Source organism: Pandoraea sp. NPDC090278 (assembly GCF_044772185.1).
Classification (GTDB): domain Bacteria; phylum Pseudomonadota; class Gammaproteobacteria; order Burkholderiales; family Burkholderiaceae; genus Pandoraea.
Genome location: NZ_JBIVYJ010000008.1, coordinates 225524 through 248925, shown reverse-complemented (window position 1 = coordinate 248925; position 23402 = coordinate 225524). Strand labels below are relative to the sequence as shown.

At 62.8% G+C, this 23402-nt stretch carries 21 protein-coding genes and 1 pseudogene; 10 read left to right on the top strand and 12 right to left on the bottom strand.

Annotated elements, in window-relative coordinates; translation table 11 throughout:
- Positions 1-249 precede the first annotated feature (249 nt).
- Both ACIQWO_RS25370 and ACIQWO_RS25365 read left to right on the top strand, forming a co-directional pair.
- Positions 250-1374, top strand: coding sequence for a hypothetical protein (locus tag ACIQWO_RS25370; RefSeq protein ID WP_402830110.1), 1125 nt, complete (start codon positions 250-252; stop codon positions 1372-1374).
- The gene (locus tag ACIQWO_RS25365; RefSeq protein WP_402830173.1) at positions 1371-2594 is read left to right on the top strand and encodes a trypsin-like serine peptidase; all 1224 of its coding nucleotides are present in this window, start codon (positions 1371-1373) and stop codon (positions 2592-2594) included. The genes ACIQWO_RS25370 and ACIQWO_RS25365 overlap by 4 nt, the downstream gene beginning before the upstream one ends.
- Here the strand turns inward: ACIQWO_RS25365 and ACIQWO_RS25360 are convergent, their stop codons facing one another.
- Together ACIQWO_RS25360 and ACIQWO_RS25355 are read right to left on the bottom strand one after the other, a co-directional pair.
- A complete protein-coding gene (locus ACIQWO_RS25360; protein WP_402830108.1) occupies positions 2595-3500 on the bottom strand; it encodes a pirin-like C-terminal cupin domain-containing protein in 906 nt (301 codons plus the stop codon).
- Between the two features lie 43 nt (positions 3501-3543).
- Positions 3544-4143, bottom strand: a complete 600-nt coding sequence (locus ACIQWO_RS25355; RefSeq protein ID WP_402830105.1) for an FMN-dependent NADH-azoreductase — start codon at positions 4141-4143, stop codon at positions 3544-3546.
- A gap of 274 nt (positions 4144-4417) precedes the next feature.
- On the opposite strand from ACIQWO_RS25355, the gene ACIQWO_RS25350 reads away from it, so the two are divergent.
- Positions 4418-5356 carry a LysR family transcriptional regulator gene (locus ACIQWO_RS25350; protein WP_233328549.1) on the top strand — a complete coding sequence of 313 codons (939 nt, stop codon included), beginning with the start codon at positions 4418-4420 and terminating at the stop codon, positions 5354-5356.
- A gap of 96 nt (positions 5357-5452) precedes the next feature.
- On the opposite strand, the gene ACIQWO_RS25345 is transcribed toward ACIQWO_RS25350, so the two are convergent.
- The 3 genes from ACIQWO_RS25345 to ACIQWO_RS25335 form a co-directional block, all read right to left on the bottom strand.
- Entirely contained in the window at positions 5453-7276 is a 1824-nt protein-coding gene (locus tag ACIQWO_RS25345; RefSeq protein ID WP_402830102.1) for a M61 family metallopeptidase, read from the bottom strand.
- Positions 7277-7321: 45 nt separating this feature from the next.
- The gene (locus ACIQWO_RS25340) at positions 7322-8086 is read right to left on the bottom strand and encodes a DsbC family protein (RefSeq protein ID WP_402830099.1); all 765 of its coding nucleotides are present in this window, start codon (positions 8084-8086) and stop codon (positions 7322-7324) included.
- Between the two features lie 87 nt (positions 8087-8173).
- Positions 8174-9361 carry a UbiH/UbiF family hydroxylase gene (locus ACIQWO_RS25335; RefSeq protein ID WP_402830096.1) on the bottom strand — a complete coding sequence of 396 codons (1188 nt, stop codon included), beginning with the start codon at positions 9359-9361 and terminating at the stop codon, positions 8174-8176.
- Positions 9362-9553: 192 nt separating this feature from the next.
- On the opposite strand from ACIQWO_RS25335, the gene ACIQWO_RS25330 reads away from it, so the two are divergent.
- Together ACIQWO_RS25330 and ychF are read left to right on the top strand one after the other, a co-directional pair.
- Positions 9554-10423 carry a neutral zinc metallopeptidase gene (locus ACIQWO_RS25330; protein ID WP_402830094.1) on the top strand — a complete coding sequence of 290 codons (870 nt, stop codon included), beginning with the start codon at positions 9554-9556 and terminating at the stop codon, positions 10421-10423.
- A gap of 188 nt (positions 10424-10611) precedes the next feature.
- Entirely contained in the window at positions 10612-11706 is a 1095-nt protein-coding gene (gene ychF / locus ACIQWO_RS25325) for a redox-regulated ATPase YchF (protein ID WP_150578521.1), read from the top strand.
- Positions 11707-11785: 79 nt separating this feature from the next.
- Here ychF and ACIQWO_RS25320 read toward each other — a convergent pair whose 3' ends face one another.
- The 4 genes from ACIQWO_RS25320 to ACIQWO_RS25305 all read right to left on the bottom strand — a co-directional run bounded on the left by ACIQWO_RS25320 (position 11786) and on the right by ACIQWO_RS25305 (position 13746).
- On the bottom strand, positions 11786-12115 hold the full coding sequence (locus tag ACIQWO_RS25320; RefSeq protein ID WP_402830090.1) for a type II toxin-antitoxin system RelE/ParE family toxin: 330 nt from the start codon (positions 12113-12115) through the stop codon (positions 11786-11788).
- A gap of 8 nt (positions 12116-12123) precedes the next feature.
- On the bottom strand, positions 12124-12402 hold the full coding sequence (locus ACIQWO_RS25315) for a type II toxin-antitoxin system Phd/YefM family antitoxin (protein ID WP_402830171.1): 279 nt from the start codon (positions 12400-12402) through the stop codon (positions 12124-12126).
- A 202-nt stretch (positions 12403-12604) separates the two neighbouring features.
- Positions 12605-13081, bottom strand: a complete 477-nt coding sequence (locus ACIQWO_RS25310) for a GNAT family N-acetyltransferase (protein ID WP_402830088.1) — start codon at positions 13079-13081, stop codon at positions 12605-12607.
- Positions 13078-13746, bottom strand: a complete 669-nt coding sequence (locus ACIQWO_RS25305) for a GntR family transcriptional regulator (protein ID WP_402830085.1) — start codon at positions 13744-13746, stop codon at positions 13078-13080. The genes ACIQWO_RS25310 and ACIQWO_RS25305 overlap by 4 nt, the downstream gene beginning before the upstream one ends.
- A 70-nt stretch (positions 13747-13816) precedes the next feature.
- Between ACIQWO_RS25305 and ACIQWO_RS25300 the strand changes: the two genes are divergently transcribed.
- The 3 genes from ACIQWO_RS25300 (at position 13817) to ACIQWO_RS25290 (ending at position 17981) form a co-directional block, all read left to right on the top strand.
- Positions 13817-15250 (top strand): SLC13 family permease, encoded by a 1434-nt coding sequence (locus tag ACIQWO_RS25300; protein ID WP_402830083.1) that lies wholly within the window; start codon positions 13817-13819, stop codon positions 15248-15250.
- A 182-nt stretch (positions 15251-15432) separates the two neighbouring features.
- The gene (locus ACIQWO_RS25295; RefSeq protein WP_402830081.1) at positions 15433-16761 is read left to right on the top strand and encodes a glycosyltransferase family 87 protein; all 1329 of its coding nucleotides are present in this window, start codon (positions 15433-15435) and stop codon (positions 16759-16761) included.
- Between the two features lie 5 nt (positions 16762-16766).
- Positions 16767-17981 (top strand): glycosyltransferase family 2 protein, encoded by a 1215-nt coding sequence (locus ACIQWO_RS25290; RefSeq protein ID WP_402830078.1) that lies wholly within the window; start codon positions 16767-16769, stop codon positions 17979-17981.
- Here the strand turns inward: ACIQWO_RS25290 and ACIQWO_RS25285 are convergent.
- Positions 17926-18204, bottom strand: a pseudogene (locus tag ACIQWO_RS25285) (GtrA family protein); the annotation flags it as partial. The gene ACIQWO_RS25290 and the pseudogene ACIQWO_RS25285 overlap by 56 nt on opposite strands.
- Here ACIQWO_RS25285 and ACIQWO_RS25280 point away from each other — a divergent pair.
- Both ACIQWO_RS25280 and ACIQWO_RS25275 read left to right on the top strand, forming a co-directional pair.
- Positions 18140-18292: a hypothetical protein gene (locus ACIQWO_RS25280; protein WP_402830178.1), complete on the top strand. Its 153-nt coding sequence runs from the start codon at positions 18140-18142 to the stop codon at positions 18290-18292. The pseudogene ACIQWO_RS25285 and the gene ACIQWO_RS25280 sit on opposite strands and share 65 nt — an antisense overlap.
- A gap of 272 nt (positions 18293-18564) precedes the next feature.
- Positions 18565-21012 (top strand): penicillin acylase family protein, encoded by a 2448-nt coding sequence (locus ACIQWO_RS25275; RefSeq protein WP_402830075.1) that lies wholly within the window; start codon positions 18565-18567, stop codon positions 21010-21012.
- Positions 21013-21110: 98 nt separating this feature from the next.
- On the opposite strand, the gene ACIQWO_RS25270 is transcribed toward ACIQWO_RS25275, so the two are convergent.
- Positions 21111-22610 carry an MDR family MFS transporter gene (locus ACIQWO_RS25270; protein ID WP_402830073.1) on the bottom strand — a complete coding sequence of 500 codons (1500 nt, stop codon included), beginning with the start codon at positions 22608-22610 and terminating at the stop codon, positions 21111-21113.
- 490 nt (positions 22611-23100) lie between these two features.
- The gene (locus ACIQWO_RS25265) at positions 23101-23358 is read right to left on the bottom strand and encodes a GlsB/YeaQ/YmgE family stress response membrane protein (RefSeq protein ID WP_233328537.1); all 258 of its coding nucleotides are present in this window, start codon (positions 23356-23358) and stop codon (positions 23101-23103) included.
- Between the last annotated feature and the right edge of the window lie 44 nt (positions 23359-23402).

The following is a 23402-nucleotide window of genomic DNA, read 5'->3' as shown; positions in this document are numbered from 1 at the left end:
CTGCAAATCCCTCCCCCACCTTCCGCCTCCCCGCTGCATCTCACCCGTCCGGCCTCGATTCGCCATTAAAGCGAAGCCTGATTTCAAACACTCGATTCACATCGTCCGTTTCATTGTGCGACCCCAGTCTGCGTGACATGATGACGCCGCGCTGCAGACAGGACGCCATCCGAGTGTCCTCGCAACGCATGAAAACAATCAGAAGACGTTCGTCATAACGCAGTTTGCCTATTCGTACGGGGGTTCGAGATGGCAAATCGGGGAGTCGCTGTCACCGCGTGTGCCAATGCCGCGCGGTCGTTCGTCATCGTTGTCGCCATCGCCGCACTCGCGGGATGTTCTGCGATTCAGTTCCGAAAAACAGAAACCTTGCAAAGCGCTGCCGATGGATTCGATGGCGCAGTAAAGGCGTCCGCGAGCGCGCTTGAGACAGAGCGTCAGGCACGTCCGCGCGCACGGCGTGCGGAGGCCGTCGAGTATTACGTCCGGACATTCCGAACCGCACCGAACGCCGACATCAACACCCCAAATGAACTCGGGTTCGCCCGCTTCGTTTGCGCCGGGGCAGATGACTTCGTTCGGGAACGTGCAGCCATGAAGTTTTCGGCGACGTATTCGAGTGGTCTCAAGGCGGTGCTCGCCCCCGGCGATGCTTCTATCGGTGGTCAATGGAAACGCTTCCAGGAAGCGCGCCAACCCATTGAGGTTGCCGGTCTGTCCGACACGGTCGCACCGCAAGACGCCGTGCGCGAGTGCTCGAAGGACCTTGCTGTGAAACTCGGTGCCTGGAAGGGCCGAGCGACGACAGACGGCGACAAGGAGACGCCGTTTGTCGCCATTCCGCTGGCCGTCGAAGCCTACAAGGCCATCATCGCGCTTGTTGAGACGGGAATGACGGCGTACAACGACATGGCCGCCAAGGAGCGCTTCGCGGATTATGTTCACGCCTACCACAAGGAATTCGACAAGGTGATGAACAACGACTTTCGCGCGAAGCCTCTTGAGAACGCGTGGACCAACCGCCAGATGGTCGCGCTGCAACGACCGTTGGCCACTTTCCGCAAAATATTCGTCACGCCCGACGGTATCTCGGCCGCCGCCGACGACATTCGCATTCGTGAACTGGGCTTGCTGGCGAACGAACAACTCGCGGAATACGACGCGCTAAGTGCCAGCCCGTCGCCGGTCATCGTGCGCCAAAAGCTCATCGATGCGGAGGCTCAGCTCGTCACGCTGGTCGACGACAAGCACGTCTCGATTTCGGATCTCGTCGCGCTTTTCAACGAACTGAAAGCGGACTTCGAGAAGGCCAAGACCCAATACGCCGCCGCCGATGCTGCCGTGCGCGCCGTTCCGCAAGCGTGGAAGCAATGAGCCGACTGCCCCAACTGATCGCCGCTTGCGTGCTAATGCTTGGGATCGGCCCGCACGCGCTCGCTCAATCTCCCATTGCCAACATTTCGTCTGAAGCCAAGTCGCAAGTGCTCGATGAGGCCCGTGCATCGGGTATCAAGAAGATACTGAATCGGCAGGATCGATTGTTGAAGCAAGAGCAAACTTCGCTCTTCGGCAAGAAGTCCGCTGAAGCCAAATCTCGCCTGTATATCATTGTGCAGACGCGCGAGAACATCGCGTCTGCCAATCAGCTGATCGACGGCAGACCGCCGACGTCGCCCGACAAGATCGTTACAGGCCTGGAAACCATCCTGAAGACCATGCGCCCGACTTATGGCATTTGTTCCGGCGCACCGATTCTCAATGGTCAGATCAAAGATCCGGATGCGTGGAAGAATGCGATCGATCAGGTATCGAGCCCGATCGCTGCAGTAGCGCGCAGCGTCGGCGTCATCTTTACGTACAAGAACGAGCAGGCGGTCGTTGGTCAGCCGGGAGCGACCGTTTTCGTTGTCGGAAAATCGCACGTCATGACGAACCGCCACGTCATTCAGGAATACGCGTATATCGACGGTTCAGGCAAATGGCACATGAAGAACGATAAGCTGGTCCTCAGAGTGTCGTTCCCGTGGGAATACTCGAAGTGCCTCTCTCGTACGACCCCGCGCAATGTGCGCATCGTCGCAATCGAGGATGTCGGCAATCTGGACGACAAATACGCCGACTTTGCAATTCTTCGCACCGAAGACAATGCGCTGCCACCGCCTGCCCCGCTGGCGGACACTTACGATCTGGGAGAACAGGATCGCGTCGCGGTGATCGGGTATCCCGCGCCTCCTTTGATGTGCGGCACGGCCTCCGGCGGCAAGCTCTGCACGAGCCTGAATAGTGAACAGATCAAGGCCGTGTTCGGGCTTCCCGATCAGTCCGTACCGTTCTCCGTCGAACGATTTGCACCGGGCTACGTCATTCCCGGACCGATGCTGGACGAATCACAGTTCGCCTATGACTCGTCGACGTGGGAAGGCAACTCCGGTTCGCCTGTCATACGCCTATCGGATGGCAAGGTCGTCGGTCTGCATTTCGGGGGAGACAGCGAAAGTAACGACGACGACTCGTCGATGATCGGGATCGCCAACTACGCCATCAAAGTCCAGCGGATTCGACAGGCACTTCTGAAGGTCAACGTAACGCAGTAACTACTTCGCCTCGTTACACACAGGCGTGAGCACGCCCATCGATCCTTGCTGATAGCGGCGCGTGAGGGCAACCAGATCGGCTTCGTCGCGTGCGGCGAAGTTGCCGCGATACACCACGGGGGCCTCCAGCGGTTCGCCACCAGCGAGCATCAGTCGCGCGCCGCTGCGTCCTGCCAGTTGCCATGTGCCGGGCGGCAACAACAACGCCTGAACGCTGCCTTCCGCACGCAACGGGTGTCCAGCGACTGCCGCGTCACCCTGCGCGATCAACGCGATCCAACGGCGGCCGTCGCACGGAATGTCGAGCGTCCGAACCGCGTCGGCATGCCAGTCGAGTTGCAGCAACGTCGTACAACCGCCGTCGTTGCGCTCCACCGCATGCTCAGCCCAGCGTCCACAGATCAACGTCAGTTCGACGTCACCCTCGCGCCAGCGCGGCATCGACCCAGCGCGCACGACCGTCTGCAAAGGTGAGCCGTGCGGATGCTGTCCGGCACGACTGACGACCATGCGCACGCCGCGCACTGACGCGCATGCGTTCTCCGGGACGTCTTCATGCACCGTGCCGCAATTCGTTTCCAGCCAGAGCAGATCGCCGGGATGCAACGTGTCGTCGCCACCGTGGGCGTGACGGCTGCGCAGCGAGGTCGTCGATTCGGGAAAGAGATACGTCGCCACCACACACCCGGCATGCGGATGCGGCGGAATGCACGCGCCGTGACGACGGAAAAGGTCGACCGACAGGAACGGGTCCGTGTGCTCGACCTGATCGAAAACGCCCGCTCCCGCCGCAGCCGCACATCGGCCGGGACGGGAAACGGGAAGCACGCGCGGGATGGCGTTCGCACCGGCATGGGCGGCCGGGCGCTTGGTCAGACGCGGATGCAAGGGCGTCGGATGGGCCATGGGGGAACCTGCGCGTGCGGGAGAAGCAACAGCGATTCGGTGATTACAGCGCAGCGATGGCTTCGCGGGCACCGGCGAATGCGGCAGCTGCCGATTCCGGACCACGGGCGAGACCTTCGGCGTAGATGAACGTCACGTCCGTCATGCCGAGGAAGCCAAGAATCGTCTTGATGTACGGGGTCTGGCTGTCGGCCGGCGTGTCCTTGTAGTTGCCGCCGCGCGCAAACGCTACGATCACCTTCTTGCCTTGAATCAGGCCTTCCACGGTGCCGTCTTCGCGATAACGGAAGGTCACGCGAGCACGGGAGATCCAGTCGAAGTACGCCTTGAGCTGCGTCGGCACATGGAAGTTGTACAGCGGCACGCCGAAGACGATGGTGTCGGCGGACTGGATTTCAGCGATCAGCGCGTCGCTACGGGCGATGATGGCCTTCTGCTCGTCCGAACGCTGGTCTTCCGGCGTGAAGAATGCGCCGATCACGGCCTCGTCGAGGTGCGGCACGCCTTCGGCCAGCAGATCGCGCACAACGACCTTGGCACCCGGGTTCTTGGCGACGAGTTGCGCCACGGTTTCGTTAGCGAGCGTGGTCGAGTTGGCGCCTTGCGAGCGGGCGGCGGAATTGATTTGCAGAATGGTGGTCATGTCACTGGCTCCAGAGCCGGGGGTGTTCCCGAAAGTTCGTAAATCCGTTCGCGCCAGGCTGCCCGCTTTGGGTCGCCTTGAATTGCACGTCGGCTTGGGATGAATTCTAGTTACCCCCAAAAATGAAACAAGCCGGTAAAATCGAATTGTTTGTTCCTATTTTGGAACAATGACGAAGCGCCGCAGGGTTGGGGGGCAGCACGGGCAATTTCGCTGCATCATGGCGCGACCTCATACCGAATGACCGCACCACAGAGAGCAGGGAGCGCGCGCGATGATTGACGATCTGAATGACATGCTGATCTTCGCGGAGGTCGTGCGCTCGGGCAGCATCACGCGGGCCGGTGAACGGCTCGATTTGCCCAAAGCGACCGTGAGTCGGCGTCTGTCGCGGCTCGAAGCGCGCCTCGGCACGAAGCTGCTCCACAAGACCACCCGTCGACTCGAACTGACGGAAGTCGGTGAGGCGTATTACGAGCGCTGCCTGCCGATCCTCGAAGAAGTGGAAGAGACGCGGGACTTCGCGTCGCAAATGTCGAGCAAGCCACGCGGACGTCTGCGCATCACCGCCCCGGCCGACTTCGCCACGCAATGGCTCGCCGTACCGCTCGCCACCTTCTGTGCGGCCTTTCCCGAAATCACCGTCGACGTGGACCTGAGTTCGCGTCATGTCGATTTGATTGCCGAACGTGTCGACGTCGCCATTCGTGCCGGTCAGCTTTCCGACTCCACACTCGTGGCACGTCCGCTCCTGAAGCTCACCCGCAGCCTATACGCGAGCCCGCTTTATCTCAGCGCAACGGGCCTCCCGGGCAGCCCGGACGAGCTGGACGGCCATCGCTTCATCATCCTGCAAGGCGCACGGCGTCTGTTCAATTCCGATGAGCTGCATAAGGGCCGCCAGCGCGTCGACATCACCATGCACGGGGCGATTCAGGCCAACAGCATGGGGATGGTCAAGGAGATGGCGCTCGCAGGTAGCGGCATTGCCGCGCTCACGGACATTCTGGCCGAAGACGCGCTCAAGTCCGGACGCCTCGTGAAGGTGCTGCCCGACTGGTCGTTGCCCGAGAGTTCGGTCCATCTGGTCACGCCGTCGCGACGTTTCCTGCCGCGCAAGACGCAAGCGTTCATCGAGCACATGCTCGCCGTGGCGCGGACGTGTCCGGAGGAGAATCGCGACCCGTCGGTGCCGGGTCCGGCGCAGAGCTGAGGGCTACATTGAAATCCCGCGCTCAGGACGAACGCGGGACGATCACAAGGAAGGGGCTGAGACTGTGAAGTGCCCGATGCGCAGAGCGACGGCCGCTCAGGCCGTCAGCCACTTCTCGCGTCGCTGCGCACCGGCGCGATCGCGTGTTTCGGTAATGCGGTACTGCGTGACCTCAGGCGCATCGAGCGTGAGCGACGTCTCGCGCAACTCGTCGCGGCGGAAGGCATGCACCGTCACCCGGTCGCCCGGACGATAGCGCTCCAGCAGCTTGTCGAGATTGCCTGACGTCACACGCAAGCCGTCGATGGCGACCAGCGAGTCGCCCGCCGACAGACCGGCGGCTTGCGCCGCGCCGCCGTCGAGCACCTGCGCCAGCGTGACCTCTTCGCCGCGCTTGCCCGTCTTCACACCCATGGCCGGACGACCGTTCTCCGGCGTCACCGGTTCGAGCGTCAGGCCGACACGCTCCAGCAGCGTCGCCAGCGGCAAGTCGCGCGTGCCGTTGATCGCCGTCGCGAAAAATTCCGACAGATCGAGACCCGAGACCGCTTCGAAGAACGGCTGGACGGCGTCTTCCGCAATCCCTTCGGGCGCGCCACGATAGAAGTCGCGACCGTAGCGCTGCCACAGCGCGCGCATCACGTCGTCGAGCGACTTCTGGCCACGGGTTTGCGCGCGGATTGTCAGGTCCAGCGCAAGCGCCACGAGCGAACCCTTCGTGTAATAGCTGACGATGGCATTCGGCGCGTTTTCGTCTTGACGGTAGTACTTCGTCCACGCGTCGAACGAGCTTTCGGCGACAGTCTGCTTGAGTCGGCCACTGCCGCGCAGCACGTTCGCCACCGTCTTCGACACGAGTTCGTAATAGTCCTTCGGCGCAATCACGCCGCTGCGCACGAGCATCAGATCGTCGTAATACGACGTGAAGCCCTCGAACAGCCACAACAGGCGCGTGTAACTCTCCTGATCCAGCGTGTACGGTGCGAACACCGCAGGCTTGATGCGTTTGACGTTCCACGTGTGGAAGTACTCGTGGCTCACCAGTCCAAGGAAGCCGCGATAGGCGTCGCTCATGCGCGCCTGCCCCTGCACCGGCAGGTCGTTACGGCTCGCAAGCAGTGCGGTGGATGCACGATGCTCCAGACCGCCGTAGCCGTCGCCGACCGTCATCAACAGGAAAACGTAGCGCGGCATCGGCACGCGCGAGCGCGAACTGGCGCCCGGCTCGAACAGACGGATCTGCGCTTCGCAGATCTTCTTCATATCGCGCAGCAGACGATCCAGATCGAGATTCGGCACAGGCCCCGTGATGGCGACTTCGTGCGTTACACCACACGCCTTGAACGTGCCGTGCACGAACGTCCCCATCTCGACCGGCGAATCGATGAGTTCGTCGTAATCGACGGCCAGATAGCGTCCGAAATCGAGCGCTGCCGTACCCTCCGCAGGCTCCAGCGCCGTGGCGACACGCCATGCCTTGAACGCAGCACCGCGCGGACGCAGCACGTCGATCTCGCACGGCGCGTGTTCCTGCCCTTGCACGCGCAGGAACACGCTGGTGCCGTTGAAGAAGCCGTGCGTGTCGTCCAGATGCGCGGCGCGCACCGAGAGATCCCACGCGTACACCTCATACGTCACGATCAGCGTGCCCTTGCACGACGCGGCCTGCCACGTGTGCTTGTCGAGCTTGTCCAGCGCGATCTTGCGCCCCCGGCACGTCGCGCCGATGGTCACGATGTTGCGGGCGAACTCGCGCACCATGTAGCTGCCCGGAATCCACGCGGGCAGCGTGAAACGCTGGCCTTCGGGCGCGGGATTCGAGACCGTGACGGTCACTTCGAACAGATGGGCGGCGGGCGACTTCGGAACGATCGCGTACCTAATGGCAGGCGGGGCAGACGGTGCAGACGTGGCTTTCATGAGATAGCGGCTTCTTGTTCTCGGAGGGGGCGTGCGGACGGTAACTTACTTGACCGTGGCCAGCGCCTTTTCCAGTTCTTCGGCAGGCACGGCACCCGGCAGACGGCGGCCGTCGGACAGGATGATCGTCGGCGTGCCGGTGATGTTGAGCTGATGACCCAGCGCGAAGTTGTCCTTGACGGGCTTGTCGTCGCACTTGGCCGTCGGAGTCGGCGGAGCCTTCTTGTCGAGCATCCAGTCGTGCCACGCCTTGAGCTGATCGGGCGCGCACCAGATGGCCTTCGACTTGGCATCCGAATCCGGGCCGAGCACCGGGTACAGGAAGGTGTAGACGGTGACGTTGTCGATCTTCGAGCCCTTGAGCGTTTCTTCGAAGCGCTTGCAGTACGGGCAGTTCGGATCGGAGAAGACGGCGATCTTACGGCTACCGTTGCCCTTCACGTACTTGAAAGCGCGATCGAACGGCAGCTTGGCGAAGTCGACCTTGTTGAGCTCGGACTGACGCGCTTCGGTCAGGTTCTGACGCGTTTTCGTGTCGACCAGATTGCCGCCGAGAATCACGTACTGAGCCTTCTCGTCTGCATAGAGAATCTCGCCGCCGACCGATACTTCGAAGAGGCCGGGAATCGGCGTACGCGCCACTGCCTTGACCGGCGCATCGGCGCCGAGCGTCTTCTGCACGGCAGCCTTCACGCGGTCGAGCGTTGCGTCGGGCTTGTTTTGTGCGACGGCGGACGTCGTGAAGGTGGCTGCGCAGACTGCGGCGAGAACCAATCCGGCGGACGCCGCGGCGCGATAACGTTGCAACATCGAATATCTCCAGAAATGTGACGATCGAGAGGCGCGACCGGCTTGCCTCGCATGTAGCAGGGGTTGCCGGCGCTTGCGCCGAAAGGGTCAGCCCAGGGCGCGGCCGATCAGGAATTTCTTGACGAAGGGCAGCATGTTCACGCCGTCGAGGCCCGCGTTGCGAACGAACTTCGCGAGCGGGCTGCTCGTCGAGAACAGCTTATGCAAGCCATCCGTCGTGAACGCCATGCTGCCGATGTCTTCCTTGCGAGCGCGCTCGTAACGACGTAGCACCGCATCGTCGCCACAGTCGCGGAACGATTCGCGCCCGGCGAGCGCGTCGCCGAGCGACGCCACGTCGCGCAAACCGAGGTTCATGCCCTGTCCTGCGAGCGGATGCACCACGTGCGCCGCATCGCCGATCAGTGCCACACGCTGCGCGATCAGACGCTTGGCTTGCGCCAGTACGAGCGGGAAACCCTGAGCGCGCGCTGAGACAGGCGTCAGTTGACCAAGTTCACCGTTCGAGAACGTTCCGACGCGTTGTGCGAGTTCTTTGGGATCAAGCGCAAGCAGATGCTTCGCGTGATCGTCGCCCGCGGACCAGACCAGCGAGACGTGCTGATCGGGCAGCGGCAGTAGCGCGACGATCTCGCCGTCGTGGAACCACTGGAATGCGGTATCGCGGTGCGGACGTTCCGCGCGGAAATTGCACACGACGCCCAGTTGCTCGTAGGGACGCACTGTGCCGTCAAGGCCTGCCGTGCTGCGCACCCACGAGTGCGCGCCATCGGCGCCGACCACCAGCGAGGTCCGCAGCGTCTTGCCGTCCGACAGACGCACCGATGCAGCGGCAGCGTCGACTTCGAGCGCTTCGGCGCGTGCGTCCAGCCATTGCACTTGCGGGGAGAAACGCAGCGCGGCGTCGAGCGCGCGTTCCAGATTCGACGACTCGGCAATCCAGGCGAGTTGCGGCACGGCGGCCTGATAGGCGGAGAAATGCAGACTGCCGCGCTCGTCGCCGAACACTTCCATGTCATAGACGGGATTGACGCGTGCCGGATCGACGGCCTGCCACACGCGCATGCGCTCGAAGAGCGCTTGCGAACTGGACGACAGGGAGTAGATGCGGGCGTCCCACATGTCGCCGCCCGTCGGGGCGGGGGCTGCGGGTTGCGCGAGTAGCGCGACGGACAGGCGCGCCTGCGAAAGGAGCAAGGCGGCGGCCTTTCCGACCAGTCCGCCACCGACGACGACGACATCGTGCGTCTGGCTGGAGGGATGCGTTTGAGACATGCGGCAAATGCAGCGCCAGCGCCTGAATCGCGCAAGACCGCTGGTTCCGAAATCGAGATGGCGTATTGTCGCACGCCCGCCGCAGGCGCGACGTCCTGCCTCGCTTGCGCGGCTGGGACACAGCGTCGCACTACGATTGCGGGCGCTATACTTCGGCGCATAGCGGCAACGAGATTAAACAGGGAGCTCCCGATGCGCCTCGACAACGAACAAGAAAGCCAGAACGTCGAAGACCGCCGAGGTGGCGGATTCGGCGGACGTACCACCATCGGCATCGGCACGATCGTTGTCGCGCTCGCCGCCTCTTACTTCTTCGGGATCGACCCACGCGTCATCATTCAGGGCTCGCAGATGATTCAGGGGCAGACCCAATCTCAGCCCCAATCCGCGCCGTCGCAGGCGCAGATCAACGACCCGAAAGCCGTCTTTACCCGCAAGGTGCTCGGCAACATCGAACGCACCTGGACGACGGTCTTCCCCCAGCAGATCAACCGTCAGTACGTGCCGCCGAAGCTGGTGCTGTTCTCGGGCGCGACGCCCACGGCGTGCGGCACCGGCCAGACTGCGATGGGCCCGTTCTACTGCCCGGGCGACAGCAAGGTGTACATCGACTTGCAGTTCTACGACGAGCTGCGGCAGCGCTTCGGCGCTGGTGGCGATTTTGCGCAGGCGTACGTCATCGCGCACGAAGTCGGCCACCACATCCAGAATCTGCTCGGCATCTCCCAGAAGTTCGACGAGACGCGCCGCCGTGTCAGCGAGGCGCAAGCGAATGCCCTGTCGGTGCGGCTGGAGTTGCAGGCGGACTGCTTCGCGGGCGTGTGGGCGAACAATGCGGCCAAGGCGAACGACCAGTTGCTTGAGCCGGGCGACGTCGAGCAAGGCCTGAAAGCGGCGGCGGCCATTGGCGACGACCGTCTGCAACAGCAGTCGCAAGGACGCGTAGTGCCGGAGTCGTTCACCCACGGCACGAGCGCTCAGCGGGTGTACTGGCTGCGTCAGGGGCTGCAAACGGGCGACATGCGTAAGTGCGACACGTTTTCGGCCAAGCAACTGAGCTGAACCGGGCCGGGCGGCGCGACGTCGACGGCAGGTGTGAAGGCTCCTGCCGTGGCAAGCGTCCTGTTCAGGCGCTTTTGGCGGCAGAACGGGTACAATAGCGGACTTTCCGCGACGCAATCACTGACCGGCTCCCCGGTATTCACGGTGTATTCGACGGCGCGCACTTACCAAGCCAGACAGGATTTAGCATGAGCCTCAAATGCGGCATCGTCGGTTTGCCCAACGTCGGCAAGTCGACCCTTTTCAACGCGCTGACCAAAGCGGGCATTGCGGCCGAAAACTACCCGTTCTGCACCATCGAGCCGAACGTCGGCGTGGTGGAAGTGCCGGACCCGCGTCTGGGCAAGCTCGCCGAGATCGTGAAGCCTGAGCGCATCATGCCTGCGACGGTCGAATTCGTGGACATCGCCGGTCTGGTGGCCGGTGCCTCGAAGGGTGAAGGTCTGGGCAACCAGTTCCTCGCCAACATCCGCGAAACGGACGCCATCACGCACGTCGTGCGCTGCTTCGAAGACGAAAACGTCATCCACGTCGCAGGCAAGGTGAATCCGATTTCGGACATCGAAGTCATCAACACCGAACTGGCGCTGGCCGATTTGGGCACCGTCGAGAAGGCGCTGCAACGCTATACGAAGGCGGCCAAGTCGGGCAACGACAAGGAAGCGGCGAAGCTGGTGGCCGTGCTGGAGAAGGTGGTGCCGGTGCTGAACGAAGCACGTCCGGTGCGCTCGCTCAAGCTCTCCGAAGACGAACTGGCGCTCATCAAGCCGTTCTGCCTGATCACGGCCAAGCCGACGATGTATGTCGCCAACGTGAAGGACGACGGTTTCGAGAACAACCCGCATCTGGAAGCCGTGCGCAAGTACGCTGAAGCCGAGAACGCGCCGGTCGTGGCGGTCTGCGCTGCCATCGAAGCGGAAATCGGCGACATGGACGATGCCGACAAGGCCGAGTTCCTGGCCGACATGGGCATGGACGAGCCGGGCCTTGACCGCGTGATCCGCGCAGGCTTCAAGCTGCTGGGCTTGCAGACGTACTTCACGGCAGGTGTGAAGGAAGTGCGCGCCTGGACGATCCACGTGGGCGACACCGCACCGCAAGCGGCGGGCGTGATCCACACCGACTTCGAACGCGGCTTCATCCGCGCACAGACCATCGCCTTCGACGACTACATCCAGTACAAGGGCGAACAAGGTGCAAAGGAAGCGGGCAAGATGCGCGCCGAAGGCAAGGAATACGTCGTGCACGACGGCGACGTGATGAACTTCCTGTTCAACGTCTGACGCCAGCGTCTGCCAAAACGACAAACACCCCAGCCGACGTGCTGGGGTGTTTTGTTTCTGACGTTGGAATCGGCGCGCTCTAGCGCGTCAAAAGCCGCATTTCAAGAATGGTCTGCATGTCGCGTCTGCCATCGGCGATGAGGTACACGACAACCTGCTTTCCAACGATTCGGTAGATGACGCGATAGGGCTTGAACGCCACCTGCCTGAATTCGCGGATCCCCAGCGAACTGAGTTCTCTTGGGTAGCTTCCGCGCTCAGGCCATCGCTCCAGACCTGTCACTGCGTCCATCAGTTGATCCAGAGCATAGTCGGCGTTTTGCGGACAATCGAATTCTGCGATGTAGTCGTAGATCCCTTCAAGGTCGCCTTCGGCACCGTCGGTCAACAACACTTCGTACTTGACCACGATGTTCGTTACTCCCCAGCCTTTCGCTTCTTGCGAAGACGAGCGACAACGTCCGCGACCGGTTTAACTTTGCCTGCCGCCACATCCTGATTGCCGAGCGCCAGCAATTTCAGCAAGGCCAAAGTCTCCTGCGTTTCCTCGTATGAGGCCACGTCTTGCAACACAGCCTTGGCCTCACCGTTTTGCGTGATCACTAGCGGGGTGCGTTGCTCGGCGAGCGTCGCCAGCACCTCCGCAGCATTGGCTTTCAAGTAGCTGATCGGCTTCACCTGTGTGGAGTAGCGCATTTCCATATGTCCATTTCCCAGATAGGACTGAATATAGTCCTTTTATGGTCCCACCTCAACGCCGGGACACTTTGGCGGACAAAAGTATGGGATGTTGGAGACCAATAGCATCAGGTGGGTTCGCTCGGAAACATCCTGCCATCCTGCAGCTTCTTGAATCCTGGGCAGTTTCGACAGGAAACATCACCAAGTGGTTGGCGAATTATCGGAAGTCGCTTGCCTCAAATGACGAGCCTGCATAATCCGCGTTGCTCATCTCCTCAAACGCCCCTTCCTCCGACACACCGTTGCCGGTCACACGGAAGCCGTGGCGTTCGTAGAACGTCTTCGCTCTCGTGTTTTGGTTCAGGCATTTGAGACGGTAGGGACGGGTTGGCCAGTCGGGGAGTGCTTGTAGAAGGCGCGTGCCGACACCGTGACCTTGCGACGACGGTTCAACGTAGAGCATGTGGATGAAGTCGTCGGCAGGCCAGACGGAGATGAAGCCGAGGATTTTGCCGTCTGGCGACTTGGCCGTCAGAATGTCTTCGCCAGCGGCGTGCGATGCGAAATCGTCCGCCCGATACAGCGATGGATCGACCCACGTCATCGTTGCCAACCGCACTTCGTAGTAGATACGGGCGAGCGTCGGGACATCGGACGCCGTTGCGAGGGCAATGACAGTCTGGCGACTCGTCATCCCTCCCACCCTTCGCGAATGATGCGCGCGATCTGTTCACCCGTCGCGCGATTGTGGGCCTGCACCAGCGCGACGGCACCCGCATCGTCGCCCGCTTCGCACAGACGCAGCAACTCACGGTGCTCATCGTGCGAGCGCGTCACGTTGTCCTGCTTCTGCCACGTCAGGAACAAATAGCGGCCGAGATTGAGTCGCGCCGTCGCCACCGCCCGTTGAAAGTATGGACGCTCCGCTTTCGCGTACAGCATGCCGTGGAAGGCCGCGTTACGCGTGACGATGTCCGTCAGATCGGTGGCCGTCTCCAGCGCGTCCAGCGCCGCCCGTGCCCGTGCCAGATCCGCGCGCGACAGATTCGGCATCGCCAGCGCCATCAGACGCCCCTCCAGCAACGCACGAAAGTCGGCCAGCTCAAGCGCGTCGTCTTCCGTGAGCGCCGTCACGACTGTGCCGCGATTCGTCCGGCTTGTGGCCAGCCCGTCCGACGCGAGCATCGTCAGCGCCTCGCGCACCGGCACATGGCTCACCCCGAGCGCCGCCGCGAGATGGTCCTGACGTAACGCCTCGCCCGGCTTCAACTCGCCGCGCCCGATCTGTTCCCGCAACGCCTCGTATGTCCGCTCGACCGCCGTTCCCGTGCCCGCTTCCGGCTGCATCAACTGGCGCATTGACTGACTCCCGTCGTTAACTATATATAATCAAGACAAATTATATATTATTTAATGACAGGTGACGTCCATGACTTCCGCCACAGCCTCCACATCGGATGCCTTTCACCCCGGCCACCTCTGGCGACACGGCTTGCTGGCGTCGGTCAGTGCACTCGTCGGATTCGCGTTGTACGCGGCCGGGCTGCATGGCGACACGCTCGCCGTGGCCGTCGTCGTTCTGCTCTGCCTGAGCTACTGGGCAACAGGCTGGTTGCCGGACTTCCTCGTCTCGCTGCTATTGATGTTCCTGCTGGCCACGTGCACTTCGCTCGGCGCGACGGTCGTCTTCTCGGGTTTCACATCGAGCGCGTTCTGGCTGGTCTTCAGCGGTGCGGTCATCGGTATGTCGCTGAGCGTCACGGGGCTGGGCGAACGGGTCGCCTCCCGGCTCGCCGATCACTGCGGTCACGCGTACGGTCTCGCGCTCGCGGGGTTCGTCGGCATTGCGTTCGCACTCGGCATCGTCATGCCCTCGACGCTCGGGCGCATCGCCATTCTTACGCCCATCGTGCTGAGCTTTTGCGACCGCGTCGGCCTCGTGCAAGGCCGCCCGGGACGCACTGGGCTGATGCTCGCCACCGCGCTCGCCAGTTGCGAATTGTCGACGGCAATCCTTCCGGCCAACCTGCCCAACCTCGTCATGGCGGGCACTGCCGAAACTGTGCTCGGACTGCGTCTCGGCTACGGCGAGTACGCCGTGGCGCTAGTGCCTACGCTGGCCATCGTGCGTGGCATCGTGCTCGTGATCGTCGCAAGACGCCTCTTTCCGGACCGTCTGACGGCGCTCGACAGCACAAGCGCATCCGCTTCGTCCATGACGCGGCCCGCGATGCGCCCCGACGAAAAGCGTCTGCTCGGCGCACTCACGTTGATGCTCGCGCTGTGGCTCACCGAGCCGTGGCACCACATCGCGGCTGGCTGGGTGGGCCTTGGCGTGGCACTGCTGTGCCTCGGACCGCTGCGACTGGTGAATCCGGACGCCTTTCTGAAACAGGTCAAACTCGCCCCGCTATGGTTCGTCGCGGCGATCATCGGACTGACGGCCGCCGTCGATCATGCCGGATTGGCCAGCGCCTTGCGACCGGTGTTAGCGCAACTCGATCTGGCGCAGATGTCGACGATGCCCGCCTTTCTGATACTGGTTGCGCTGTCGATTGCGCTGACGTTTCTCGTCACCTCAAACGCAGCACCGGCGCTCTTCACCCCCCTCGTCCCGGCGCTCGCGCTGGGCGCACCGTTGAGCGTGAAGGCCGTGTTGCTCGCGCAGACGGTCGGCATCTCGACCATCGCGCTGCCGTATCAAGCGCCGCCTCTTGTGCTGGCAATGGCGCTGGCGGGCATCGGCATTCGAGATGCCACGCGCTATTGTCTGGCGACGGCCGCCATCGCCCTCGTCACCGTTGTGCCGCTCACCGCGCTGTGGTGGCATACCCTCGGCCTGATTCACCTCTTCGAGTCCTAACATTCCGAGGCTTTATTTCAAACGCTGGTTTGCGATATCCCCGCCGGGATACCATCGGACGTACGCTGGCTACTCAGGTTAGTGCGCATTGATCCTTTCGGAGAACGGCTCGTCTAATATCAATATGTCGTAGAAGCGCAATAGAGCAACGCCGTTTCATGCAGCCAGGGGGAGGACCTTGCATGACATCGAAGCCGTCCGCCGTCGCTAACGTCACACGCCGCGCGCCACGCACGCGCCGCCACTGGTCGGAAGACCCGGCGCGCATTCGTCTGTACAGCGTGGCGGCCATCGTGCTCGCGCTCGCCGTGCTCGGCATCTGGGGATACCGCTATGCATGGAGCGCGACCCCGACTATCAGTCCCATCGGTCTCGACTTCCTGCCGTTCTGGGGCGCGTCGCATTTCGTACTGCAAGGGCATGCGCTGGATGCCTACAACGTCGATCTGATGACGCAGGTGCAGATTGCCGAACAACCGTGGGCGGACAAGATCGGCGGCGTCCTCCCGTGGCTCTACCCGCCAGTCATGATGGTGTTCCTCGCGCCGATTGCGCTGTTGCCGTTCACCTACGCTTACACGTTGTACGCCTGCGTCGGCCTCGGGCTCTATTACGCCGCGTTGCGACGCACCGCCCCGTGGCCGGGCGCACGCTTCCCGACGCTCGGCTTCCCCGGCGTGCTGCTGGTGATCATCGCCGGACAAATCGCGCTTTACACCACCGCACTCGCGGGCTTCTCTCTGGTCATGCTGCGCAAACGCCCGGTGTGGGCCGGTGTGTTCGCGGGCCTGCTCTTCGTCAAACCCCATGTGGCTCTGCTCTTCCCGCTGGCGTTCCTCTGCGCCCGCGAGTGGCGCGCGCTCGGCGCGTGCATCGCGACGGTGATCGGCACGACGGTGCTGGCCGCCGCAGTCTTCGGCATCGATGTCTACGCGACCTTTCTGCACGCCTCGGAATTCGCGCGGCAGAGCATCGTCAACGGGACGGCCCAGATCGCGCGCGTGCCGACGTTCTTCATCACGGCGCGGATGCTCGGCGCGGCCGTCGAAGTGGCCGCTATCGTGCATGGCGTGATCGCGCTGTGTGCAGTCGCGGTAATGATCGACTTCTGGCGGCGTCCGGGGGTCTTTGCCCTGCGCGCGGCAACGCTCGTGTGTGCCACGACGCTCGTCAGTCCGTACCTTTACGACTACGACCTCACGCTGCTCGCGCTCGTTATCGCGTGGTACGTGCGCGACGGCATCGCACGCGGCTGGCTGCGCGGCGAGCGCGAATGGCTGGTGCTGTTGTGGGTCACACCCGCGCTCGGTTTGCTCGGCTCGTTGCAGATCGGCTTCCAGTTCCTGCCGTTCATCACGCTCGGCACCCTCGCGATGCTGTGGCGACGCCGCCGTCGCCTCGCCCACCTGCCCGACGTCCAGCAGGCAAACGACACGAAAACGTCGGGAGACGACCTCCCCGCCACCGCCCGTGCGCCCCGCCCGGACACCACGCCAGCGTTCACGAGGTAATCGCCATGCCCCGCGCCGCCGCTACCCGTACCGCCCTCTCCCACTCGCCGACCGCGCATCGCGGGTCATCGGGCGCGTCGGGCACATCTGGCACGCCACTCATTTCGCTCGTCGTGCCGTGTCACAACGAAGCCCCTGCGCTCGACAAGTTCTACCGGGCCGTTTCCACTGTCCTCGACAGCGTGCCCGACGCGCGCTTCGAGATCGTGTGTGTGAACGACGGCAGCACCGACGACACACTCAGTTGCCTGCTCGCCTTGCGACGTGCCGACGCACGCATCCGCATCATCGACTTCACGCGCAATTTCGGGAAGGAAGCCGCGCTGAGTGCAGGTATCGACGAAGCGCAAGGCGATGCCGTCATTCCCATCGACGCCGATCTTCAGGACCCGCCCGCCCTCATCCCGGTGATGATCGAACGCTGGCGCGACGGCGCGGAGGTCGTGCTCGCCAAGCGGACCAATCGCGCGAGCGACACTGTCGCCAAACGCGTGGCGGCGGGGTTGTACTACCGCGTTCATAACCGGTTGTCGGAGGTGAAGCTGCCGGAGAACGTGGGCGATTTCCGGCTGATGGACCGGCGCGTCGTGACCGCCATCAAGCAACTGCCCGAGCGCCGCCGCTTCATGAAAGGTCTCTTCGCGTGGGTCGGCTTCCATACGGAAATCGTGGAGTACGTGCGCGATCCTCGCGCCGCTGGCGAGTCGAAGTTCTCCGGATGGCGGCTGTGGAATTTCGCGCTCGAAGGCATTACCAGCTTCAGCACGGTGCCGTTGCGATGCTGGACGTACATCGGCGTTTCGCTGGCATTGATGTCACTCGCGTACGGCAGCTACATCGTGATTCGCACGTTGGTGCACGGCATCGATGTGCCGGGCTACGCGTCGCTGCTCGTCGGCATCCTGTTTCTTGGCGGCATTCAGCTGGTTGGCATCGGTGTCATCGGCGAATACGTGGGACGTATCTATTACGAATCGAAGGGGCGGCCGCTCTATCTCGTACGGCGACGCTATCAGTCCAGCGTCAAGGTCAGTCACTTGCCTGCGCGCACGGGCGCGCGGCATGTGGCGGGCAAAACCATCGACAAGCTCACGCGCCTCGATATGTCCAATAACGGTGAAGCAGGAAAGTCGTCGGCGGCACAGTCAGCACCACGGCCGCGATTCCGATCCAGTGGTTCCCGCCAAGGTACTCGACCGTTCGTGCGACGCATGTCGTGAGCAACAGGCCGAAGATCGACACCGGAAGAAACCGCGCGAGACTCGTGCGATGCACCCGCGCGGAAAAGCTCCATAACGTGTTGAGCAGATAAGAACACGGCGTCGCCACACAGAATGCCACGGCGTTCGCAGGCACCGAACCCACACCGAACGCTTCGATGAGCGTGATCGCCACGATCACATGCACCGCCGTCGAAATCACCCCCGAGACGCCGAAACGCATGAGCGGCACGAGCAGCGTGCGCATGAAGGGCGACGCACGCCAGCGTTGCACGCGCGTCGTGGGCGCGTGCCTGTCGGAAGATGTCTGACGCAAATCCGGCATCGGGACTGACTCACTGAGAATGACGACGAAAGCGGTTCGCCTGACAATACCAGCACACGCACATCAGGGTGCCAATAGCTTGCACTGCAACATCGGCGCATGTGCCCGTCAGGGTTGGACGATTAAGAATTTATGCCATTTCTTCTGAATTTGGGTTGCGTGCCTGAATGAGACGTCTAGGATTGCGAGGTATTCCGCGAGGTATGTCGCATGAGATGTCGCAACAAGAAGAAGCCGTCCAATAACAGGAGGAAGACAATGCAACGCCCCAATGCCATTCACGCCGCCGGTGCGCTGGCCTTTGCCGTCACGACGTGGAGCGCGTCCCTGCATGCTGCCGATGCTACGGCATCATCCGCCTCACCTCCCTCGCAAACGCTGACCGTTGTCGGACTGTCGCAACCTGCCGACATTCTGATCGATCGCAACGGCGTGCCGCACATCTTTGCCGCCAATGAGCGAGACGGCTTCTTCGTGCAAGGTTTCAATGCCGCACGCGATCGTCTGTTCCAGATCGACCTCTGGCGACGCCGTGGGCTCGGCCAACTCTCCGAAGTGTTCGGCCGCGCCTACGTGGCGCAGGACGATGCGGCGAGACGCTTCGTCTACCGGGGCGACATGGCGACGGAGTGGCGCCGCTACGGCCCCGACGCGAAACCGGCGGCGGAAGCGTTCGCCGCCGGGGTGAACGCCTACATAGACTGGCTCGCGCGGAACCCCGATCAGATGCCGTACGAATTCCGCAAGGTCGGCTACTGGCCAGCCAAATGGTCGGCTGAGGACATCGCGCGTATTCGCAGCCACGGCCTCACGCGCAACCTCAAGAGCGAAGTGGCACGCGCCAAGGTCGTGTGCCGCGCATCGCTCGATGCCGACAGCGTGCGCGTCGGCCTGCAACCCGCGTGGAAGACGCAGGTGCCTGACGGACTCGATCCCTGCCTGCCGGACGACCTGCTCAAGGTCTTCGACCTCGCCACGCAAGGCGTGAAGATCACGAAGGATTCGCTGCAACGCGCCAACGCCGACATCGTCCAGCTCGCTGAGAGCGGTCCTTACGACGTCTCCACCGAATCGGCGGAAGGCAGCAACAACTGGGTCGTCTCGCCGCAAAAGTCGGCCACGGGGCGCGCCATCATGGCCAACGATCCGCACCGCGCTTATGCCGCGCCGAGTCTGCGCTACATCGTGCAGGTCAGCACGCCCACGCTGAACCTGATCGGCGCGGGCGAGCCTGCGATTCCCGGCGTCGCCATCGGTCACAACGGCACCATCGCCTTCGGTCTCACCATCTTCAACATCGATCAGGAAGACCTATACGTCTACGAACTCAATCCTGCCAACCCCGACCAGTATCGTTACCGTGGCAAGTGGGTGCCGATGCGCACCGTGCACGAGACGATCGAAGTGCGCGACGGCGCGCCCGTCCAGACCGACCTCAAGTTCACGAAGCACGGCCCGGTGATCTATGTGGATGCCGCGAAGCATCGCGCTTATGCGGTACGCACCGCATGGCTGGAACCGGGCATGTCGCCATACTTCGACGCGATGCGCTATATGCGCGCGAAAACCTACGCGCAGTTCCAGACGGCGCTCGACACGTGGGGTGCACCGACCGTCAATCAGGTCTATGCGGATGCCTCGGGCAATATCGGATGGGTGCCGAGCGGCATGGCACCGATTCGCCCGAACTGGGATGGCCTCATGCCCGTGCCCGGCGACGGACGCTATGAGTGGGCAGGCTTCTGGCGTCGCGATCAGTTGCCGTCCGCGTACAACCCGGCAAGTGGCTACTTCACCACGTCCAACGAGATGAACATGCCCGCAGGCTATCCCTACGCGCAGCGCAAGCTCGGCTTCGAGTGGACGAACGGCTCCCGGCATGCGCGCATCGACGAAGTGCTGAAGGCAAAGGACAAGGTCACGCTGGAAGACTCCGAGCAGTTGCAGAACGACATCGTGTCGATTCCGGCGCGGCGTCTGATGGCCTTGCTCGCACCGCTGTCGAGTAACGATCTGCGCACGTCCTCGGCGCTTCAGCTACTGAAGGGATGGGACGCGCACATGGGTGCGGACTCGGCGCAGGCCGCGCTCGAAGAGGTCTGGTTCAGCCGTCATCTGGGTCGCGCGTATAAGAACGCGGTGCTGCCGAAGGCCGCCGCCGACACGTTCGGCGCACCCGACCCGGCATCGATGCTCGACGCGCTCGAGCAACCGGCCGCCCGCTTCGGCGAGAACGCTACCGCCAAACGCGATGCCGTACTGCTCGCGAGCCTTGGCGACGCGTGGGACGAGATGGTCAAGCTGCAAGGGGCCGATCCGAGCGCTTGGCAGTGGGGCAAGCTCCAGACGAACCTGAACGCTCACCCGCTCGCCGACGCCGTGGACGCTGAGATGCGCGCCAAGCTCAACGTCGGTCCGTTGCCGAAGGGCGGCAGTCCGTTTACACCGAATCAGTCGACGTACCGCGTGAGCGATTTCCGTCAGACAAACGGGCCGTCCTTCCGGATCGTGGTCGACGTAGGGAACTGGGACAACACGCGTGCGATGAACTTGCCGGGTGAATCGGGCAACCCCGACAGCCCGCACTATCGCGATCTGGCGCAGAAGTGGCTCGACGGCGAGTACTTCAAGCTGCCGTACTCGCGCGAGGCGGTGGAAGCGGCGACGGAATCGCGTTTGCACCTCGTGCCGGAGACCTCTCGTTGATGAGGTAAGCCAGCCGCATCGCCGGAAACAAAAACAGCCGGTGGGTACGCCCCACCGGCTGTTTCGAGAACTGTCGTTACGAAGTCAGGCCGTTCGGCTCAATGGCCACCGGGCACGAACTCCGGCTTGTCGCGCTTCTTGCCGCGAGCACTATCGACGGCATTCGTCGGCACCAGCATGAACAGCAGCATCACGCCAATGGAGATCGCGAGGATCGACAGGAACGTCAAGTGCAGCGAGTGTTGCAGCACTGCGCGAATCGCCTGATCGGCCAGCGACGACACGCCGCGATCTTCCAGCACGTGACGCAGTTGGTCCGACGTCACCGGTGCCAGTCCGCTCGAATGCGTCAGGCCGAAGTTAAGCACAGCGCCAAAGAGCGTCGCGCCCAGCGTGCTGCCGAGGTTACGCGAGAAGATGTTCGACGCCGTGGCGCTGCCACGCTCCGACGGACCGACCAGTTCCTGAATCAGCACCAGCGCGCTGACGCTGCCCGTGCCCATCGAGAAGCCCATGATCAGCGAGCCGAAACCGGCGAGCATCGGCGAGCTACTCGGTCCGAGCAACGCAAAGACAAGGCCCCCGACCGGCATGAGCAAGCTGCCGCCGACCAGCACGCGACGCAGGCCGAAACGCGTGAACGTCTTCGCCGCAATCGTCGAACCGATCGGCCAGCCGACCATGATCATCGTCAGCGCCATACCGGCGACGACCGGTGTCTGACGCAACACGCCCTGCGCGTACATCGGCAGGAAGGTCGTCAGGCCCATCAGCACCATGCCCGAGAGCAGCGTCGCCGCATTGGCCGCTGCAATCGGACGACGGCTCCACAGTGCGAACGAGATCATCGGATCCTTCGCGCGACGCTCCTGCCAGACGAACAACAGCGACGCCAGAACGCAGGCGAGCACACCACCCCAGACGTGCGTGTCGGTGAAGGCATTGGCATCCGTCAACGCGATCATCAGGCCCGCGACGGCAATCGTGAAGAACACAGCGCCCATGTAATCGATGCTCGGACGCTGACGCGGTGCCTCTTCGTGCAGATACGCGATGAAGCCCGCCGCCGCCAGCAAACCGATCGGAATGTTGAGCCAGAAGATCCACGACCACGACATATCGCGAATGATCAGACCGCCCAGCATCGGGCCAAGCACCGCCGAAATAGCCCAGACGCTCGCCAGATAGCCCTGCACCTTGCCGCGCTCGCTGATCGGGTAGTAGTCGGCAATGATCACCAGACTGACCGGCTGAATGCACGCCGCGCCCACGCCCTGCAACAGGCGGAACGCGATCATCGCAGGCATCGACCAGGCGAAACCGCCGCCCAGCGAGGCGACGAGAAACACGGCGATGCCCACGAGAATGACCGGCTTGCGTCCGTAGATATCGGCAAGCTTGCCGAACACCACGGTCATAGCCGTTTGCGCGAGAAGGAAGGCGGAGAAAACCCAGCTATAGAGATTCAGGCCACCGAGTTGAGCCACGATTTGCGGCATGGCCGTAGAAATGATCGTGGCTTCGATGGCAACCATAGAGGTCGCCGCCATGACGGATGCCACAATCAATGGCCGCACGGAATTGCGTGTCGCAGACATGTGTTTTTTTGAAGTGGGGGATACGGCGTAACAACTTGCGAGAAAGGCGCGACACCCATCTTGGGTGCAGCCGCCGCTGCCAGATGGCGGAAGACGGGGATCGAACGTGGCGGTCGTGCCGCACGCGTAGTCAAGACGACTTGGGCCTGGCGATGGCGACAAGCATAGCTGAATGCGGCAAAACACGTATGACGCTCATCGGTACGGACAAGCGCGCTCCACACAGCCCATGCCCGTTGCGGATTCGCAGGCTGTGCACAGACAAGACCCTGATCCGGTCCAGGGTTTGGAAGGTTCCGGGTGACGAAATTGCGAACACGGCAGCTCGCCACTTCCACGTCACGTCGGCATGACTGGCCTCGTTGCCGCAGAACGACGCGCACCGTCGCGAAATCCGATGCGAACTTGCGACCTATCGTCGCAGCGCAAAGCGCGCTGAATTATCACCCAATGAGAATTTCCGCCCGACGAGGCATCGGGCGGATGGCGCTCACGCCGTGCCGCGATTGCGTTTGATCACGCCATAGATCGCCAGCAGCACAATGGCGCCGATGATCGAAGCGATCCAGCCTGCGGACTGTCCTTCCGAATACAGGTGGAGAAACTGACCGACATACTTGGCGAGCAGTGCGCCCGCGATGCCGAGGATGATCGTCATGATGATGCCCATGCTGTCCCGCCCGGGGTGCAGGGCGCGTGCAATGAGACCGACGATCAGACCGACCACGATAGTGCCGATGATGCCCATGACGAATCTCCAAGGACGGGAACCCGAACGCAGTATAGACCCGA

Excerpts from the sequence above, each read along its gene's own strand:
- ACIQWO_RS25370 (WP_402830110.1), top strand. The coding sequence starts at position 250 with ATGGCAAATCGGGGAGTCGCTGTCACCGCGTGTGCCAATGCCGCGCGG.
- ACIQWO_RS25365 (WP_402830173.1), top strand. The coding sequence starts at position 1,371 with ATGAGCCGACTGCCCCAACTGATCGCCGCTTGCGTGCTAATGCTTGGG.
- ACIQWO_RS25360 (WP_402830108.1), bottom strand. The coding sequence starts at position 3,500 with ATGGCCCATCCGACGCCCTTGCATCCGCGTCTGACCAAGCGCCCGGCC.
- ACIQWO_RS25355 (WP_402830105.1), bottom strand. The coding sequence starts at position 4,143 with ATGACCACCATTCTGCAAATCAATTCCGCCGCCCGCTCGCAAGGCGCC.
- ACIQWO_RS25350 (WP_233328549.1), top strand. The coding sequence starts at position 4,418 with ATGATTGACGATCTGAATGACATGCTGATCTTCGCGGAGGTCGTGCGC.
- ACIQWO_RS25345 (WP_402830102.1), bottom strand. The coding sequence starts at position 7,276 with ATGAAAGCCACGTCTGCACCGTCTGCCCCGCCTGCCATTAGGTACGCG.
- ACIQWO_RS25340 (WP_402830099.1), bottom strand. The coding sequence starts at position 8,086 with ATGTTGCAACGTTATCGCGCCGCGGCGTCCGCCGGATTGGTTCTCGCC.
- ACIQWO_RS25335 (WP_402830096.1), bottom strand. The coding sequence starts at position 9,361 with ATGTCTCAAACGCATCCCTCCAGCCAGACGCACGATGTCGTCGTCGTC.
- ACIQWO_RS25330 (WP_402830094.1), top strand. The coding sequence starts at position 9,554 with ATGCGCCTCGACAACGAACAAGAAAGCCAGAACGTCGAAGACCGCCGA.
- ychF (WP_150578521.1), top strand. The coding sequence starts at position 10,612 with ATGAGCCTCAAATGCGGCATCGTCGGTTTGCCCAACGTCGGCAAGTCG.
- ACIQWO_RS25315 (WP_402830171.1), bottom strand. The coding sequence starts at position 12,402 with ATGCGCTACTCCACACAGGTGAAGCCGATCAGCTACTTGAAAGCCAAT.
- ACIQWO_RS25310 (WP_402830088.1), bottom strand. The coding sequence starts at position 13,081 with ATGACGAGTCGCCAGACTGTCATTGCCCTCGCAACGGCGTCCGATGTC.
- ACIQWO_RS25305 (WP_402830085.1), bottom strand. The coding sequence starts at position 13,746 with ATGCGCCAGTTGATGCAGCCGGAAGCGGGCACGGGAACGGCGGTCGAG.
- ACIQWO_RS25300 (WP_402830083.1), top strand. The coding sequence starts at position 13,817 with ATGACTTCCGCCACAGCCTCCACATCGGATGCCTTTCACCCCGGCCAC.
- ACIQWO_RS25295 (WP_402830081.1), top strand. The coding sequence starts at position 15,433 with ATGACATCGAAGCCGTCCGCCGTCGCTAACGTCACACGCCGCGCGCCA.
- ACIQWO_RS25290 (WP_402830078.1), top strand. The coding sequence starts at position 16,767 with ATGCCCCGCGCCGCCGCTACCCGTACCGCCCTCTCCCACTCGCCGACC.
- ACIQWO_RS25280 (WP_402830178.1), top strand. The coding sequence starts at position 18,140 with ATGAGCGTGATCGCCACGATCACATGCACCGCCGTCGAAATCACCCCC.
- ACIQWO_RS25275 (WP_402830075.1), top strand. The coding sequence starts at position 18,565 with ATGCAACGCCCCAATGCCATTCACGCCGCCGGTGCGCTGGCCTTTGCC.
- ACIQWO_RS25270 (WP_402830073.1), bottom strand. The coding sequence starts at position 22,610 with ATGTCTGCGACACGCAATTCCGTGCGGCCATTGATTGTGGCATCCGTC.
- ACIQWO_RS25265 (WP_233328537.1), bottom strand. The coding sequence starts at position 23,358 with ATGGGCATCATCGGCACTATCGTGGTCGGTCTGATCGTCGGTCTCATT.